The 16,061-nt window shown below is 73.3% G+C and carries 14 protein-coding genes; 10 read left to right on the forward strand and 4 right to left on the reverse strand.

The window, feature by feature from the left end; translation table 11 throughout:
* Positions 1-141 precede the first annotated feature (141 nt).
* The 5 genes from ACWC97_RS32200 to ACWC97_RS32220 all read left to right on the forward strand — a co-directional run bounded on the left by ACWC97_RS32200 (position 142) and on the right by ACWC97_RS32220 (position 5,023).
* Positions 142-1,143 (forward strand): ABC transporter permease, encoded by a 1,002-nt coding sequence (locus tag ACWC97_RS32200; protein ID WP_352280757.1) that lies wholly within the window; start codon positions 142-144, stop codon positions 1,141-1,143.
* Positions 1,140-2,240 (forward strand): ABC transporter ATP-binding protein, encoded by a 1,101-nt coding sequence (locus tag ACWC97_RS32205; RefSeq protein WP_352280724.1) that lies wholly within the window; start codon positions 1,140-1,142, stop codon positions 2,238-2,240. Before ACWC97_RS32200 ends, ACWC97_RS32205 begins: the two co-directional genes overlap by 4 nt.
* Before the next feature lie 41 nt (positions 2,241-2,281).
* A complete protein-coding gene (locus tag ACWC97_RS32210) occupies positions 2,282-3,379 on the forward strand; it encodes an ABC transporter ATP-binding protein (RefSeq protein WP_385212139.1) in 1,098 nt (365 codons plus the stop codon).
* Positions 3,380-3,397: 18 nt separating this feature from the next.
* Positions 3,398-4,069, forward strand: a complete 672-nt coding sequence (locus ACWC97_RS32215; RefSeq protein WP_352280726.1) for a trimeric intracellular cation channel family protein — start codon at positions 3,398-3,400, stop codon at positions 4,067-4,069.
* A gap of 69 nt (positions 4,070-4,138) precedes the next feature.
* Positions 4,139-5,023, forward strand: a complete 885-nt coding sequence (locus ACWC97_RS32220; RefSeq protein ID WP_450653191.1) for a thioesterase family protein — start codon at positions 4,139-4,141, stop codon at positions 5,021-5,023.
* Positions 5,024-5,343: 320 nt separating this feature from the next.
* Here ACWC97_RS32220 and ACWC97_RS32225 read toward each other — a convergent pair whose 3' ends face one another.
* Positions 5,344-5,973, reverse strand: coding sequence for a TetR family transcriptional regulator (locus ACWC97_RS32225; protein ID WP_450653193.1), 630 nt, complete (start codon positions 5,971-5,973; stop codon positions 5,344-5,346).
* Positions 5,974-6,089: 116 nt separating this feature from the next.
* On the opposite strand from ACWC97_RS32225, the gene ACWC97_RS32230 reads away from it, so the two are divergent.
* From ACWC97_RS32230 to ACWC97_RS32240, 3 genes are all read left to right on the forward strand, one after another.
* A complete protein-coding gene (locus ACWC97_RS32230) occupies positions 6,090-6,251 on the forward strand; it encodes a hypothetical protein (RefSeq protein WP_450653195.1) in 162 nt (53 codons plus the stop codon).
* A 57-nt stretch (positions 6,252-6,308) separates the two neighbouring features.
* The gene (locus tag ACWC97_RS32235; RefSeq protein ID WP_450653197.1) at positions 6,309-6,605 is read left to right on the forward strand and encodes a DUF4190 domain-containing protein; all 297 of its coding nucleotides are present in this window, start codon (positions 6,309-6,311) and stop codon (positions 6,603-6,605) included.
* A gap of 139 nt (positions 6,606-6,744) precedes the next feature.
* Positions 6,745-7,755 (forward strand): helix-turn-helix transcriptional regulator, encoded by a 1,011-nt coding sequence (locus ACWC97_RS32240; protein WP_352280736.1) that lies wholly within the window; start codon positions 6,745-6,747, stop codon positions 7,753-7,755.
* A 60-nt stretch (positions 7,756-7,815) separates the two neighbouring features.
* On the opposite strand, the gene ACWC97_RS32245 is transcribed toward ACWC97_RS32240, so the two are convergent.
* On the reverse strand, positions 7,816-11,640 hold the full coding sequence (locus ACWC97_RS32245; protein WP_450653199.1) for a S8 family peptidase: 3,825 nt from the start codon (positions 11,638-11,640) through the stop codon (positions 7,816-7,818).
* Positions 11,641-12,017: 377 nt separating this feature from the next.
* Between ACWC97_RS32245 and ACWC97_RS32250 the strand changes: the two genes are divergently transcribed.
* Positions 12,018-13,187: a cysteine desulfurase family protein gene (locus ACWC97_RS32250; RefSeq protein ID WP_450653201.1), complete on the forward strand. Its 1,170-nt coding sequence runs from the start codon at positions 12,018-12,020 to the stop codon at positions 13,185-13,187.
* Positions 13,188-13,232: 45 nt separating this feature from the next.
* Here the strand turns inward: ACWC97_RS32250 and ACWC97_RS32255 are convergent, their stop codons facing one another.
* Positions 13,233-13,910 (reverse strand): N-acetylmuramoyl-L-alanine amidase, encoded by a 678-nt coding sequence (locus tag ACWC97_RS32255; RefSeq protein WP_352280741.1) that lies wholly within the window; start codon positions 13,908-13,910, stop codon positions 13,233-13,235.
* Positions 13,911-13,971: 61 nt separating this feature from the next.
* Here ACWC97_RS32255 and mnmA point away from each other — a divergent pair, with 61 nt between their 5' ends.
* Positions 13,972-15,096 carry a tRNA 2-thiouridine(34) synthase MnmA gene (gene mnmA / locus ACWC97_RS32260; protein ID WP_352280743.1) on the forward strand — a complete coding sequence of 375 codons (1,125 nt, stop codon included), beginning with the start codon at positions 13,972-13,974 and terminating at the stop codon, positions 15,094-15,096.
* Positions 15,097-15,166: 70 nt separating this feature from the next.
* Here mnmA and ACWC97_RS32265 read toward each other — a convergent pair whose 3' ends face one another.
* Positions 15,167-15,970, reverse strand: coding sequence for an alpha/beta fold hydrolase (locus ACWC97_RS32265; protein ID WP_352280745.1), 804 nt, complete (start codon positions 15,968-15,970; stop codon positions 15,167-15,169).
* Positions 15,971-16,061: the final 91 nt, after the last annotated feature.

Genomic DNA, 16,061 nt, shown 5'->3' on the forward strand with positions numbered 1-16,061 from the left:
GGGGCGGCCCCCCCCCGCCCGCCGCGCGCCGCCCCGCCCCCCGCGCCCCCCCCCCCCCCCCGGCCCGGGGGGGGGGGGGGGGGGGGGGGGGGGGGGGGCCCCCGGCGGGGGGGCCCCCCCCCCCCCGCCGGGCCGCGCACAGTGCTTGCTTATCTCATCCGGCGCCTGTTCGCCGTAGTCATCATGGTGCTCGTCGTACTGCTCGCGACGTTCACCATCTTCTTCATGCTGCCCAAGTGGGCGGGTCAGGACGTCGCAGTCCTCTTCGCCGGCAAGGCTTCCGGTGCCGAGCAGCTCCAGGGCATCCGGATCAAGCTGGGTCTCGACGACCCCCTCCTCGTCCAGTTCTGGGAGTTCGTCAAGGGCATCCCGATGGGACGCGACTACGCGAACGGTGCCGACGTCACCCACTGCGCCGCGCCCTGCTTCGGGTACTCCTTCCGTACCGAGGTCCCGGTGTGGACCACCCTGAAGGACGCGCTGCCCGTCACCGGCGCGCTCGCCGCCGGCGCCTGCGTCCTGTGGCTCCTCGGCGGTGTCGCCACCGGTGTGGTCTCGGCGCTGCGCCGCGGCACCGTCTGGGACCGGGCCGCGATGACCACGGCCCTCGCCGGTGTCTCGCTGCCGATCTTCTTCACCGGCATGGTCGCCATGGGCCTGTTCGTGCACACCCTCGGCTGGGTGCGGATCGCCGACAACCTCTCCACCGACGACGGCATCGGCGTCTGGTTCCAGTCGCTGATCCTGCCGTGGATCGTGCTCGCCTTCCTCAACGCCGCGATGTACGCCCGGCTCACCCGGGCCACCATGCTCGAAGTGCTCGGCGAGGACTACATCCGCACCGCCCGCGCCAAGGGCCTCGGCGAGGGCACCGTCATCACCCGGCACGCCCTGCGTTCCGCGATGACGCCGATCCTCACCGTCTTCGGCCTCGACATCGGCGTGCTCCTCGGGGGCGCCGTGCTCACCGAGTCCACGTTCAACCTGCCCGGTCTCGGGCTCGCCGCGGTCCAGGCGATCAGCAGCAAGGACCTTCCGGTGATTCTCGGCGTCACCCTGTTCGCGGCACTCGCGATCGCGGTCGCCAACCTCGTCGTCGACATCATGTACGCCGTCATCGACCCGCGAGTGAGGCTGGGATGACCGAACCGAACAAGACCGGTGCCGCGCTGGGCGAGCCCACGAGCTCCGGCTCGCCCGCCCCCACCGCCTTCCTGGAGGTCCGCGACCTCAAGGTGCACTTCCCGACCGACGACGGCCTGGTCAAGTCCGTCGACGGGCTCAGCTTCCAGCTGGAGAAGGGCAAGACCCTCGGCGTCGTCGGCGAGTCCGGCTCCGGCAAGTCCGTCACCTCGCTCGGCATCATGGGCCTGCACACCACCGGCCAGTACGGCAAGCGCAAGCCCCGCGTCTCCGGCGAGATCTGGCTGGACGGCAAGGAACTGCTCTCGGCCGACCCGGACGAGGTGCGCAGGCTGCGCGGCCGCGACATGGCCATGATCTTCCAGGACCCGCTGTCCGCGCTGCACCCGTACTACACGATCGGCAAGCAGATCGTGGAGGCGTACCGGGTCCACCACGACGTCGACAAGAAGACCGCCCGCAAGCGGGCGATCGAGATGCTCGACCGGGTCGGCATCCCGCAGCCCGACAAGCGCGTCGACAGCTACCCGCACGAGTTCTCCGGCGGTATGCGCCAGCGCGCGATGATCGCGATGTCGCTGGTCAACAACCCCGAACTGCTGATCGCCGACGAGCCGACGACCGCGCTCGACGTGACCGTCCAGGCGCAGATCCTCGACCTGATCCGGGACCTGCAGAAGGAGTTCGGCTCCGCGGTCATCATCATCACCCACGACCTGGGCGTCGTCGCCGAGCTGGCCGACGACCTCCTGGTGATGTACGGCGGACGCTGCGTCGAGCGCGGCCCGGCCGAGAAGGTGTTCTACGAGCCCCGCCACCCCTACACCTGGGGGCTGCTCGGCTCCATGCCGCGCCTCGACCGCGAGCAGACCGACCGGCTCATCCCGGTCAAGGGTTCCCCGCCGTCACTCATCAACATCCCGTCCGGCTGCGCCTTCAACCCGCGCTGCCCGTACGCGGACGTACCCAAGGACGACGTCACCCGCACCGTACGGCCCGAGCTCCAGGAGGTCGGCAGCCGGCACTGGGCGGCCTGCCACATGTCGCAGGAGCAGCGGGAGCGTATCTGGACCGAAGAGATTGCGCCCAAGCTGTGAGCGAGGACAAGGCCGTGACGAGCGAGGACAAGGGCGCGGACGTGCCCGAGCAGAGGTCGGCCGCGCCCGATGCCCCGGCCGGCGACATCCCTCCCGGCGAGGTGCTGCTCCGGGTGACCGGGCTGCAGAAGCACTTCCCGATCAAGAAGGGGCTGCTCCAGCGCACCACCGGCGCCGTGAAGGCGGTCGACGGGATCGACTTCGAGGTGCGCTCGGGCGAGACCCTGGGCGTCGTCGGGGAATCCGGCTGCGGCAAGTCGACGATGGGCCGCCTGATCACCCGGCTGCTCGAACCCACCGCGGGGAGCGTCGAGTTCGAGGGCAGGGACATCACGCACCTCGGCGTGGGCGGCATGCGCCCGATGCGCCGGGACATGCAGATGATCTTCCAGGACCCGTACTCCTCGCTGAACCCGCGGCACACGATCGGCACGATCGTCGGCGCCCCCTTCAAGCTCCAGGGCGTCACGCCCGAGGGCGGCATCAAGAAGGAGGTGCAGCGGCTGCTGGAGGTCGTGGGCCTCAACCCCGAGCACTACAACCGCTACCCGCACGAGTTCTCCGGCGGCCAGCGCCAGCGCATCGGGATCGCCCGCGCGCTCGCGCTCAAGCCCAAGCTGGTCGTGGCCGACGAGCCGGTCTCCGCGCTCGACGTGTCGATCCAGGCGCAGGTGGTCAACCTGCTCGACGACCTCCAGGCCGAACTGGGCCTCACCTACGTGATCATCGCCCACGACCTGTCGGTGGTCCGGCACGTCTCGGACCGGATCGCGGTGATGTACCTCGGCAAGATCGTGGAGCTGGCCGACCGCGAGTCGCTCTACCGGGCGCCGATGCACCCGTACACCAAGGCGCTGCTCTCCGCGGTCCCGATCCCCGACCCGAAGCGCCGCTCGGCCAAGAGCGAGCGCATCCTGCTCAAGGGCGACGTCCCCTCGCCGATCTCGCCGCCCAGCGGATGCCGTTTCCACACCCGATGCTGGAAGGCCACGGAGGTCTGCAAGACGCAGGAACCGCCGCTGGCCGCGCTGCGGACCGGCCACCAGGTGGCCTGCCACCACCCGGAGAGCGTGCCGACGGACGGTCCGGCCGCCCCGGCCGCGGCGTCCGATACGCCGGAGGACAGCACAGAGGGGTAGTACCGGCACAATTGCCCGGTGCTCACCGAACTGTTCACGCCCTCCGTCCAGCATGCGCTCGACATCGTCGGAATCTTCGTCTTCGCGATCTCCGGCGCTCTGCTCGCCGTACGCAAGAACTTCGATGTCTTCGGCATCGCGGTGCTCGCCGAGGTGACCGCGCTGGGCGGAGGGCTGTTCCGTGACATCGTCATCGGAGCGGTCCCGCCCGCCGCCTTCACCGACCTCGGCTACTTCACCACCCCGCTGCTCGCGGCCGTGCTGGTGTTCTTCCTCCACCCGCAGGTCGAGCGCATCCAGGTGGCCGTCAACGTCTTCGACGCGGCGGGCCTCGGGCTGTTCTGCGTGACGGGCACGGTCAAGGCGTACGACTACGGGCTCGGCCTCACCGCCTCGGCGGCGCTCGGGCTCGCCACCGCGGCGGGCGGCGGTGTGCTGCGCGACGTCCTGGCCAACGAGGTGCCCTCGCTGCTGCGCTGGGACCGAGACCTGTACGCGGTGCCCGCCGTCGTCGGCGCCGCGATGACCGTGCTGTGCATCCGCTTCGGCATGCTGAACGCCCTCACCAGCGGCGCCGCCGTGATCGTGGCCTTCGTGCTCCGGCTGATGGCGATGCGCTACCACTGGCGGGCCCCGCGCGCCTTCAACCGGAAGTCGGCGGCGGCCGAGGAGAGCGCAGCGGCGGCCTGAGCCGCGCACCGCTGTGATCCGCACCAAAAAGCTACCGCTCAGTAATACAATCGGTGTACGGTGCGTCGCATGGCACAGGCAGCAGAGCAGGCGGCGCAGACCGGACCGGCGACCATCGGGTCCCCGGCGACCATCGGTGACAGCGAGTTCGACCGCGACACCGCGGTCACCCTTCGCGAGGAGGGCGTCTACGACGCCGAGCTCTCCGCGGGCTGGACGATCATCCACGCCGTCAACGGCGGCTATCTGCTCGCCATGCTCGGCCGCGCGCTGGGCCAGGCGCTGCCGCACCCGGACCCCTTCTCGGTCTCCGCGCACTACCTCACCGCGTCCGTCCCCGGCCCCGCGGTGATCCGGACCCAGGCCGTCCGCACCGGCCGCACCCTCTCCACCGGCCAGGCATCCCTCTTCCAGTACGCGGAGGACGGCTCGGAGATCGAGCGCATCCGGGTCATCGCCACCTACGGCGACCTCGACGCGCTGTCCGACGAGGTCCGTACGGAGGCGAAGCCGCCCGCCATCCCGCCGCTGGAGCAGTGCCTCGGCGCCAACGACGGCCCGGCTCCGATCCCCGGCAGCTCCGCCATCACCGGCCGGCTCGACATCAGGCTCGACCCGGCGACGGTCGGCTGGGCCGTGGGCGCACCCTCGGGCAAGGGTGAGATGCGCGGCTGGTTCGGCCTCGCGGACGGTCGCGACGCCGACGCGCTCTCGCTGCTGCTCACCGTGGACGCGCTGCCGCCCACCTCCTTCGAGCTGGGCCTCAAGGGCTGGACGCCCACCGTCGAGCTCACCACCCACGTCCGCTGCCGCCCCGCCCCGGGCCCGCTCCGCGTCTCCATCACCACCCGCAACCTCGCGGGCGGCTTCCTGGAGGAGGACGCGGAGGTCTGGGACAGCGCCGACCGCCTCGTGGCCCAGTCCCGCCAACTCGCCCGCGCCCCGCGCCCCTGACGCCCCCGGCCCTGCCCCCCCCGTGCGCCCCGTGAGGCGCGACGGGGGCAGGGCGCCGGCCGGGGCGGGGGCGGGCCCTCGCGCAGTGTTGTCCCCGCGTGTGCGGGGGTGGTCCGGGCGCCATCAAGGGCGTGATCGACCTTCTGAACGTTCTCCCCGCGTGTGCGGGGGTGGTCCGGCACTGCTCGGTCTCCAGCGGCGCGGATACCTGTCGTCCCCGCGGGTGCGGGGGTGTTCCGGACTAGGCCGACGCCGCGGCGGCCGTCCGGCCGTTGTCCCCGCGCACGCGGGGGATGCCCGACCACCCCTCCCCGCGCGGGTCACGCGCCCCCGTCGTCCAGCCAGTGCGCCCGGCCGAGGGTGACCAGCCGGAGCCGGCGGCGGGCCGTTTCGGCCACCTCCCGCTCGCCCTCCGGGCCCGCGTCCAGCAGGGCCGACGCGGTGATCACCATGTGGTCGACGTAGAAGCCGCCCAGCATCAGCAGGTCCCCGTCGCTCCAGCCCCGGGAGTCGGGCTCCTCGGCGAGCGACGCCGCCACCTCCTCGGCGAACCGCCGCAGTTCGGCCGCGATGGCCTCCCGCACCGGGCCCACACCGCCGTGCTGCTCGCGCGCGATGAAGCGGAAGTGCGCGGGTTGCTCGGCGACATGGCGCAGGATCAGCCCGATGCCGCGCCCGAGCCGCTCCTCGCTGTCCCCGGACTCGGTGAGGATCGCGCCGATCACCCCGTGCAGGCTGCCCAGCGCCTCCTCGACGAGTGCCACGCCGAGCGCCGCCGTGTCGTCGAAGTGCCGGTAGAAGGCGGTGGGCGCGACCCCGGCGGCGCGGGTCACCTCCCGCAGCCCGAGGCTGCTGAGGCTCTGGTGCTCCAGAAGCGCGAGCGCCGCGTCCAGCAGCGCCTGACGCGTCCTCATCTTCTGGGCCAGCCGGGTGCCGGCGGTGTGACTCATGCCATTCAGTAAACAACTGTTCTCCGGAGTGGGGAAGCCGTGCGTGTGTTTAGACTGACGAGTCAGTGAACAGTCGTACTCTCAAGTGCTCGTGAGGGTCCGGGGAAAGGCTGAACATGGTCGTTCTTGTCGCCGTACTGCTGCTGTTCGGGGTCGTGATCGGGGCGGTGGCCCAGATCCCCCTGCCCTTGAGCTTCGCGCTCGCCGCCCTGATCGGCTGCTGGCTGCTCGTCTTCGCCGTACGGGAGCGGACCGGCGCGCAGCGACGTTCCCACTGACCCCGCCCGGCCCCGCCCGCGTTCCCCCCCACCGCAGCACCGAAGGAGCCCGCACCCATGACCCTCACCGCGCCGGCCCGCCACCCCGACACGGAGGACGTACGCGCCGACCGCTCCGTCCGGGACGCGGACGGGCTGGCCGTCGCCTCCTTCGTGCTCGGGCTCGTCGGCCTGCTGGTGATGAACATCCTGCTCGGCCCGGCCGCCATCGTGATGGCGATCCTCGCCCTCGTCCGGTCCACCACCCGCCGCGGCCGTGCCTGGCTCGGGCTCGGCCTCGGCGTCGCCGACCTCGTGGTCCTCGCCCTCCTCGTCACCGGAAACGGCGCCGTCGCCTGGAGTTTCGGCGGCTGAACCGGGCGCGGCGGCAGCGGCGGGGGCCATGGAACCGTGGTGTCTCCTTGATCGCCCGGCGGGGCGACCGCATCCTGTTCGATCATGGACGGCACAGTGGGCGTCCGCTCGGGGTGGGTTGCGGGGAGGGAGAAGGCGCGTGCTGGAGATAGCCGGGATCGGGGCGGCGGAGGAGCGGCTCTACCGACACTTGGTGGAGGTACGGGGTGCGGGCGTGGACGAGATCGTCCAACAGCTCCACCTCCAGGAGCACGAGGCGGCGTCGCTCCTGTCCTCCCTGCACGACAAGGGCATGGTCGGGCGGCTGCCGGGCGACGGGGGCATGCGGTACGTACCCGTCCCGCCGGACGTGGCGCTGCAGCCCCTGCTGACGCGCGGCCAGGAAGCGCTGGAGTGGGCGCGGCGCGGAGTGGAACAGCTGGCCGAGGAGTACCGGGCGGGCGGCCGGCGCCATGACGCCGGGCAGCTGGTCGAGGTGATCACCGGGGCCGGCGCCATCCGCCAGCAGCTGCGCCAACTCGCCTACGGGGCCCGCAGCGACCTGCGGTGGTTCTGCAAGGCCAACCCCGTGGCGCTGCGTGCCCAGGACAACCACGAGGAGTTCGAGCTGCTCGCCCGGGGCATCCGCTACGAGGCGATCTACGAACGGGCCTGCCTGGAGGCGCCCGGCATGGTCGACAACGTCGCCCAGGGCATCCGCGCCGGTGAAGTGGCCCGCGCCACCAGCACGATCCCCGTACGGATGGTCATCGTCGACAGCTCCGTCGCCGTCTGCCCGCTGATGCCGAGCAGCACGACCGGCGTCCGCGGCGAGCCGACCGCCGCGATCATCCGCAGCAGCACGCTCCTGGACGCCCTCGTCGCCCTGTTCGACATCCAGTGGGCGGCGGGGACCCCGCTGCACGTCACGGAGACGGGCGAACTGGCCGACTTCGCCGGCGGCATGAGACCGGGCGGAGGCCTCGCCGGCGACGAGCGCTATCTGCTCTCCCTGGTCGTCGCGGGCGTGGCGGACAAGGCCATCGCCACCCAGCTGGGGGTCAGCCACCGCACGGTGCAGCGCCGGATCACCGCGCTGATGCAGCGGGCGGGCGCGAGGACGCGCACCCAACTGGTGTGGCAGGCGGCGCGGCGCGACTGGCTGTCGTAGGACGCACGGAAGCCGCGACCGGGAGGTCGGCCGCGGCTTCCGGATCCCGCGTACTGCCTCCTACCTCAGCGCGTACGCCCGCTCGACCCGCTGCGTCACCTCGTTGCCCGCGTCGTCCCAGGCGCGGACCCGCAGCGTGACGTACCCGCTGGTGCGGGCGGTCGAGGGGTGGGTGACCCGGACGCGGTAGGCGCCGTCACCCCGGGCGGACACCGTCGCGGCCCGCCAGTGCCCGCCGTCGTCGTACGAGACGGACACCTCCATGCCCTTCACGGAGCGGCCCGTCAGACCGTCCGGGTAGCGGGCGCTCATTCCGAACGCGAAGGCCCCGGAGTCGGGGGCGGCGCCCCGGAGGTCGGTGGCCACGTCGTAGTCGAGCTGGAGGAGGGGGAGCAGGGACCGCTCACCCTCGGCCGGGCGGGGGGCCGTGAACGACCAGCGGGTGCTGGTGGCCCGCGAGAGGGTGCCCTCGGGGCTGCTGCGCCTCACGTCCAGGTCCAGCTGGTAGCGGCCGTCGTCCCCGCCCGCGGGGAAGACCCCCCACGCCCGGGGCCCCTCGGCGAGGACCTTGCCGTCGCGGCGCAGTACGGCACTGGTCCCGTCGGGGTACGGGGTGTCGGCCTTGGTGGCGGGCAGGGCGAAGCCGTAGTGGCCGGCGGTGCTGTCGGCGAACTCGGGGATGCCGATGGTCAGCTGGTCGCCCTTGCGGAACGCGAGCCCGTCGACGCCCCGGGGGATCGCCGGGCGCACCACGGCCCCGTTCCAGCTCTCCGTGACGCGCTCACCGGGCCGGTAGGTGCGCTGGGGGCCGAACATGCCGGTCCCCACCGCCTGGATCGCCCAGGCGGTACGCGGGTTGACCCAGTGCAGCCACCGGGTGTCGGCGGGGCCGCTCAGGTACTCCGTACGCACCTGCCCGGTGCGGACGTACCGGGACCGGATGGAGAGGACCCCGTTGTCCCCCTCCCACGGCCGCCAGGACGGCCGGTCCTCCGTGACGTAGCGGACGCCGTTCGTGTCCGGGTAGCGCGAGACCACGGTGGCGGTGTTCCCCGGTTCGACGGTGTGGACGACGCGTTCGGGGACGCGCTGCCGGGAGGACTGCACGACGTCGTAGACGTAGGGGCTGTCCGGGGTGCCCTTCAGCTCCAGCACGGTGCCCGGCTCGCGCAGCCGCTCCGCGGTGGCGTGGGAGGCGTACAACCCGATCGCCGGCAGCCGGGCTCCCACCGGCTGCCAGGACGCGGACGAGTACAGGTTGCCCTCGGCGGTGGTGAGGGCGGCGGCGGCTCCGGCGCGGGCCGCCTCGGCCACCGCCTCGTCGTACTCGAGTCCCTCCAGCGCGACGAGCACCGCCGCGCCGCGGACGTCCGTGCCGCGGGCGCGCAGCGCCGCGTAGTCCTCGGGGCGTCCGTGACCGGCGTCCACCACCTTCAGGCGCCGCTTGCTCTCCACGGCGGGGGAGTTGTGCAGCAGGCGGAGGGGGACCCCGGCGGTGCTGGTGCGGGAGACGGCGCGTGCGGTGAGCAGCGGCGCGGCCAGCTGCCAGCGGGAGGAGAACTCGAACTCCCCCTCGGTGTACTTCTTGGTGGGGGTGACGTAGAGGCGGTATCCGCCGCTGTGCCCGCTGGTGTAGAAGCTGATGAAGTCCCGGTCCCCGGCCGTCCAGTGCGTGGAGAAGACCACCGTGCCCCGGTGCTCGGCCGGTTTGGGGGTCCGGATGTCGACGGGGACCGCCTTGCGCGCGTCGAGCACCACGTCGGTGGCGCCGTCCACCCGGAGCTGGGGGTCGACCACCAGGCTGGCGCTCGCGTTCTCCTCCGTGGCCTGCGGGATGACGCCGTGCAGGTAGTACGTGCCCGAGGGCACCTCCACCGCCGCGGTCTCCCCGGCCGGCACCGACCCGATGATGTCGAAGCGGCCCACGGGGCCCAGCAGGATCAGCGGGGAGATGTCCGCCGGCTGTCCGGCGCGGTCGATGCCGCGCAGGGTGACCTTGTGCTTGGCCGGGTCCTTCGACGCGGAGAGAACGGTGTGCGTGACGGTGCCGCCGTCGGCCGAGGTCGCGGTGAGACGACCGCCGTAGACGCCCTGCGGCAGTGCGGACGCGTCGAGGGTCACGGTCACGTCGGACGTGCCGTGGGCGGCCACGGTGACCTGCGCGGGGGCGCTGACCACACCCGCCGGGGCCGGGGAGTCGAACATCCCGTCGAAGGTGGTGTCCAGGGCGAGGGTGACAGGCGTGTCGCCGTCGTTGGTGTAGGTGACGTGCACCTGCTGCGGGCCCGAGTCGGGGTCCAGGGAGCCGAAGCCGGTGGTGCCGGTGGCGCGCACCTGCTGGCGCACCGAGCGGGCCACGTCCACCCGGCCGGTGCCCTGCTCGTAGACCGTCCGGTCCGGGGTGGTCCGCGTCGTGCTCATCAACGCGTCCTTGAGCTGCTGGGCGTTCCAGTCCGGGTGCCGGCCGGCCAGGATCGCCGCCGCGCCCGCCACGTGCGGGGTCGCCATGGACGTACCCGACGCGGCGGTGTACGAGGCGTCCACCGGGCTGCCCATGGACGTGCCGGCCGCGCGGGCGGCGACGATGCCGACGCCGGGAGCGGTGAGGTCGGGCTTGGCGCCGTTGTCCCCGACGCGCGGGCCGCGGCTGGAGAAGGAGGCCAGCTGGTCGTCGCGGTCGACGGCGCCCACGGTCAGCGCGCGGGCCGCGGCGCCCGGGGAGCCCACCTGGTAGTCCGCGCCCGAGTTGCCCGCCGCCACGACGAAGAGGGCGCCGGTGTCCTCGGTGAGCTGGTCGAGGGCGATGCTCAGGATGTCGTTGCCGTCGGTGGGCCCGCCGCCCAGGCTCATGCTGATGACGTCGGCGCCCGCGTTGGCGGCCCACTCCATCCCGCCGAGGATCGCGGAGTACGGGCCGGAGCCGGTGTGGTCCAGCACCTTCCCGATCATCAGCCGCGCCCCCGGTGCCACGCCCTTGCGCGAGCCGCCCGAGGCGGTGCCGCTGCCGGCGACGGTCGAGGCGACATGGGTGCCGTGGCCGTGGCCGTCGTTCGCGGTGGGGTCCGTGGTGAAGTTGCGTACCTCGTCGAGCCTTCCGGTCAGGTCGGGGTGGGTGGCGTCGACTCCGGTGTCCAGGACGGCGACGGTCGCGCCCTTCCCGTCGTAACCGGCCTGCCACGCCTCGGGCGCACCGATCTGCGCGGTGCTGCGGTCGAGGGAGACGTGCGCCTTCGCGTCCAGCCACAGCTTCTCGACGCCGTCCTCGAAGGCCGCGTTCTTGAAGGCGGATCCCCTGGAGGCGCTCTTCGCGCCGCTCCCGGCGAGGCTCTTGGCGAGCGCGTCGTCGTCGATGGCCTTCCAGAACCGCCCGGCCTGCTTCTTGTCCGCCTTCAGCGCCGAGCCGCGCAGGCTCTTGATGACCAGGCCCTTGCGCGAACCGGTGGGCGCTCCCTTGGCCGTGGGGTTCGTCCCGCGGGTGTAGCGGGCGATCAGCGGGATGGCGGAGGTGTGGGCGTCGTCGTAGCCCTGCTCGATCAGGGAGGTGATGTTGAACAGCTGCCGGTCCAGCTTCCCGGAGGAGATGTACGGGAGCGCGGCGCGGGGCAGCACGTACGTCTGTTTGTCGATCTCCAGCTGGGTGAAGTCGGCCTGCGTGGCGCCCGGGGCCGGTTCGACGGAGACGGCCTTCCGGCCGCCGGGGAAGGTCTCCAGCCGCACCCGGTCACCGGTCACGAGGGTGACGGAGACGACCTTGGGGCGGCCCGCGGAGTCCGCTCCGACGGAGGGGGAGAGCGGAGCGGCGTTCGCGCCGGAGGCGACGGGGGACAGAGTGGCGATGAGGACGCCCGCCGCCAGAACGGCGGCGGAGCGATGCCGTATGTGCATCGGAACCTTTCCAGGGGGCAAGGAAACGGACACGCGGTGCGGCTCAAGACTGGGGCCCGCACTGATCGCCGCACCAGACCTCTCCGGTGCCGTGCTTGCGACATGTCGCCAAGACGACACGGTGGCTCCGCCGCGGATCGGATACGCCGCCGCGCGGACCGGCGGGACCACCGGTGCGGGGCGCCCCTCCCCGCCGCCGGAGACCCCCTCGCCGCCCGGGAACCCGCGGGTCGGACCGGGCGCGGGACCCGGTGCCGCCACCCGCCCGGACGCGCCCGGGAACGGGGCGGTGAGGGCCGCACCCGGCCGTGCGCGGGTGCCGGGGCGCCATGCGCCCGCCGTACGCCCCGCCCCCGCCTCGTAGAATCGGGCCCACCATGGCATACCTCGACCACGCCGCGACCACGCCGATGCTTCCGGAAGCGATCGAGGCGATGACCGCCCAGCTCGCCCTCACCGGCAACGCGTCCTCCCTGCACGCCGCCGGGCGCCGGGCCCGCCGTACCGTCGAGGAGTCGAGGGAGACCCTCGCCGAAGCCCTCGGCGCACGCCCCAGCGAGGTGGTCTTCACCTCCGGCGGGACCGAGGCCGACAACCTCGCCGTGAAGGGGCTCTACTGGTCCCGCCGCGCCGCCGACCCGCGCCGCACACGGGTGCTGGCCAGCCCGGTCGAGCACCACGCGGTGCTGGACGCCGTCGACTGGCTCGCCCGGCACGAGGGCGCGAACGTCGAGTACCTCCCCGTCGACCGGCACGGCCGCGTCCACCCGGACGCGCTGCGCGAGGCGGTCCTCCGCGACCCCTCCGACGTCGCGCTGATCACCGTGATGTGGGCCAACAACGAGATCGGCACCATCCTCCCGGTCCGTGAACTCGCCGCGGTGGCCCAGGAGTTCGAGATCCCCATGCACGCGGACGCGGTGCAGGCCGTCGGACAGCTGGCGGTCGACTTCGCCGCGTCCGGACTGGCCGCCATGACCGTCAGCGCGCACAAGATCGGCGGCCCGTTCGGCATCGGCGCGCTGCTGCTGGGCCGCGAGCACACCCCCGTGCCCGTGCTCCACGGCGGCGGCCAGGAGCGGCACGTCCGCTCCGGCACGCTCGACGTGCCCGCCATCGCCTCCTTCGCCGTCGCCGGGCGGCTGGCCACCGGGCGGCGGGAGGACTTCGCCCGCGAGATCGGCGGACTCCGCGACGACCTGGCGGCGGCCGTGCTGGCCGCCGTGCCCGACGCGATCCTCGGCGGCGACCCGGCCCCCGGCGGCCGGCTCCCCGCCAACGCCCACTTCACCTTCCCCGGCTGCGAGGGCGACTCCCTGCTCCTGCTGCTGGACGCCCAGGGCATCGAGTGCTCCACCGGCTCCGCCTGCACCGCCGGGATCGCCCAGCCGAGCCACGTGCTCCTGGCCACCGGCACCGATCCCGACCTGGCCCGCGGCACCCTGCGCTTCTCGCTCGGCCACACCTCCACCAAGGCGGACGTCGACGAGCTGGCCCGGGCGATCGGACCGGCGGTGGAGCGGGCCCGTACGGCCGGGCTCAGCTGACCGCCCGGCCCCGCCGACCGCCTGCGCCCGGCTGCGGTCCGGACGTCACCGCGGGCGCGCCGCCCGGACCAGCTTCAGATAGCGGTCCCAGTCCCAGTGCCGGCCCGGGTCCGTGTGGTCGGCGCCGGGCACCTCGGCGTGCCCGATGATGTGCTTCCGGTCCACCGGTATCCCGTACCGCTCGCAGACCGCCGCCGTGAGCCGGGCGGAGGCCTCGTACATCCGCGCCGTGAAGTCCTGCGGGCGGTCCACGAAGCCCTCGTGCTCGATGCCGACACTGCGCTCGTTGTACGCGCGGTTGCCCGCGTGGAACGCCACGTCCAGCTCGCGGATCATCTGTGTCACCCGGCCGTCCTCGCGCACCACGTAGTGCGCGGCCGCCCCGTGCGCCGGATCCTGGAAGGCGCGCACGGCGCCCGCGTAGCCGCCCTGGGTGACATGGACGACGACCCGGTCGATCACGTAGTCGTCGGGGCGGTCGGCCCGGCGCCAGTTCGCCGGGGACGCCTCGACCCAGCGGGCCCCGGCGTGATCCACCTCGCCGGGCTTGCGCGGCTTCTCCACCCCGGGCAGCCGCCACCAGGCGCGCCGCAGATCGTCCCGCGCCAGCGCCGCGGCGCCCGCGGCCGTGACGGCGGCGCCGATCAGCAGCCCGCGCCGGCCGATGCCGCTCCCGGACTTCTCCCCGCCGCTCCCGGCCCCCGACGTCCCCTTGCTCCCCATGTGATCCACAACGCATATCGAGGAGCGTTCGGTTCCCGGCGCCCCGTACTCTGGTGAGGCTATGACTGAGACTTCCCAGCGCCCCCTCCGCGTGCTCGCCGCCATGTCGGGCGGTGTCGACTCCGCCGTCGCCGCGGCCCGCGCCGCCGAGGCCGGCCACGACGTGACGGGTGTGCACCTCGCCCTCTCCGCCAACCCGCAGTCCTTCCGTACCGGGGCGCGCGGCTGTTGCACGATCGAGGACTCCCGCGACGCCCGCCGCGCCGCGGACGTGATCGGCATCCCGTTCTACGTCTGGGACCTGGCGGAACGGTTCCGCGAGGACGTCGTGGACGACTTCGTCGCCGAGTACGAGGCCGGGCGCACGCCCAACCCCTGCCTGCGCTGCAACGAGAAGATCAAGTTCGCCGCGCTCCTCGACAAGGCCCTCGCCCTCGGCTTCGACGCCGTCTGCACCGGTCACTACGCCACCGTCGTACGGAACGCGGACGGCGGCCGGGAGCTGCACCGGGCCTCGGACATGGCCAAGGACCAGTCGTACGTCCTCGGGGTGCTGGACGAGAAGCAGCTCGCCCACGCGATGTTCCCGCTCGGCGACACCCTCACCACCAAGGACGAGATCCGCGCCGAGGCCGAACGGCGGGGCCTCGCCGTCGCCAAGAAGCCCGACAGCCACGACATCTGCTTCATCGCCGACGGCGACACCCAGGGCTTCCTGGCGAGTCGGCTCGGCACCGCCGAGGGCGACATCGTCGACGAGTCGGGCAGCAAGGTCGGCACCCACGAGGGCGCGTACGGCTTCACCATCGGCCAGCGCAAGGGCCTGCGCATCGGCCACCCCGCCCCCGACGGCAAGCCGCGCTACGTCCTGGACATCTCCCCGGTGGACAACACCGTGACGGTGGGCCCGGCCGAGGCCCTCGACGTCACCGCGCTCACCGCCATCAGGCCCCGCTGGTGCGGCACCGCCCCGGCCGGCCCCGGCACGTACACCGCGCAGCTGCGCGCCCACGGCGGCGAGACCGAGGTCACCGCCGAACTCGTCGACGGCACCCTGCACGTCGCCTTCACCGAGCCGGTCCGCGGCGTGGCCCCCGGCCAGGCCGTCGTGCTCTACGACGGCACCCGCGTCGTCGGCTCGGCGACGATCGCCACGACGGCCCGCCGCCAGGTCACGACGGCCTGAGCGACCGCGCCCCCGCGCGTCCGCGTCCGACCCCCGTACGGGCGGGGACGCGCGGGGTGGAGCCGCCGCCTCAGGACGCCCGGCGGAGGTCCAGGCCGCCCTGCGCGAAGAACTCCGCGAGGACCGGCGCCACCGCCTGCGGCGCCAGGTCCCGGGTCTGCCCGGTCAGGATGCGGTGCCGGGCGCGCGGCAGGGCGTCCGCCAGGGCGCGGGCGGACAGCCGCGCCGGGGTGGGGCTGGAGCCGCCGCAGACCACCAGTGTGCGCGTGGTGACGGCGGCGAACCGCTCGGCGGGGATCGAGCCGTCCCCGAGCAGCGCGTCGTCGTACGCCAGGGTGTGGGCCATCGCCACCAGGCCGTTCCACAGCGGGGCCCGGCGCATCCGGGCGATCAGGTCGGAGGGCACCCCGGTCACCGACAGGTACAGCTCGACGGCGCCCGCCCGGTCCCCGCAGTCCAGCAGCCGGCGCAGCCGGTCCGTGCAGCACGCCTTGTAGCGCAGCCCGGCGGCGCCCGGCGTGTACGGCGGCTCGTACACCGCCACCAGGTCCAGGGGCACCCCGGCGGCCCGCGCCTCCAGGGCGAGCGCGCCGCCGGCGCCCACACCGAACACCGAGGCCGCGCCGCCGACCGACCCGACGAGCGCCGCCAGGTCCTCGATCTCGCGCTCGCGCGCGTAGGGGCCGCCGTCACCGCTGGCGCCCCGGCCGCGCCGGTCGTACGTCACGACCCGGAAGCGCGGCGCCAGCAGGCGCGCGAGCGGCGCCCCCGTCTCCGCCGTATCCAGCGAGCCGCCGACCAGGACCACCGGCGGGCCCTCGCCCCGGTGCCGGTACGCGATCGACGTGCCGTCGCGGGAGAGAATCTTGTCCATGCGAGGGTGGACCGCCGCCCCCGGAGAAACTCATCGCTCCGGCCCAAGATTTTTTGAGATTCCATGAAATCGCAGGTCAGGGCGGTAGAAC

This window comes from Streptomyces sp. NPDC001108, from assembly GCF_053598535.1.

Excerpts from the sequence above, each read along its gene's own strand:
- ACWC97_RS32205 (WP_352280724.1), top strand. The coding sequence starts at position 1,140 with ATGACCGAACCGAACAAGACCGGTGCCGCGCTGGGCGAGCCCACGAGC.
- ACWC97_RS32220 (WP_450653191.1), top strand. The coding sequence starts at position 4,139 with ATGGCACAGGCAGCAGAGCAGGCGGCGCAGACCGGACCGGCGACCATC.
- ACWC97_RS32225 (WP_450653193.1), bottom strand. The coding sequence starts at position 5,973 with ATGAGTCACACCGCCGGCACCCGGCTGGCCCAGAAGATGAGGACGCGT.
- ACWC97_RS32230 (WP_450653195.1), top strand. The coding sequence starts at position 6,090 with ATGGTCGTTCTTGTCGCCGTACTGCTGCTGTTCGGGGTCGTGATCGGG.
- ACWC97_RS32235 (WP_450653197.1), top strand. The coding sequence starts at position 6,309 with ATGACCCTCACCGCGCCGGCCCGCCACCCCGACACGGAGGACGTACGC.
- ACWC97_RS32245 (WP_450653199.1), bottom strand. The coding sequence starts at position 11,640 with ATGCACATACGGCATCGCTCCGCCGCCGTTCTGGCGGCGGGCGTCCTC.
- ACWC97_RS32250 (WP_450653201.1), top strand. The coding sequence starts at position 12,018 with ATGGCATACCTCGACCACGCCGCGACCACGCCGATGCTTCCGGAAGCG.
- ACWC97_RS32255 (WP_352280741.1), bottom strand. The coding sequence starts at position 13,910 with ATGGGGAGCAAGGGGACGTCGGGGGCCGGGAGCGGCGGGGAGAAGTCC.
- mnmA (WP_352280743.1), top strand. The coding sequence starts at position 13,972 with ATGACTGAGACTTCCCAGCGCCCCCTCCGCGTGCTCGCCGCCATGTCG.
- ACWC97_RS32265 (WP_352280745.1), bottom strand. The coding sequence starts at position 15,970 with ATGGACAAGATTCTCTCCCGCGACGGCACGTCGATCGCGTACCGGCAC.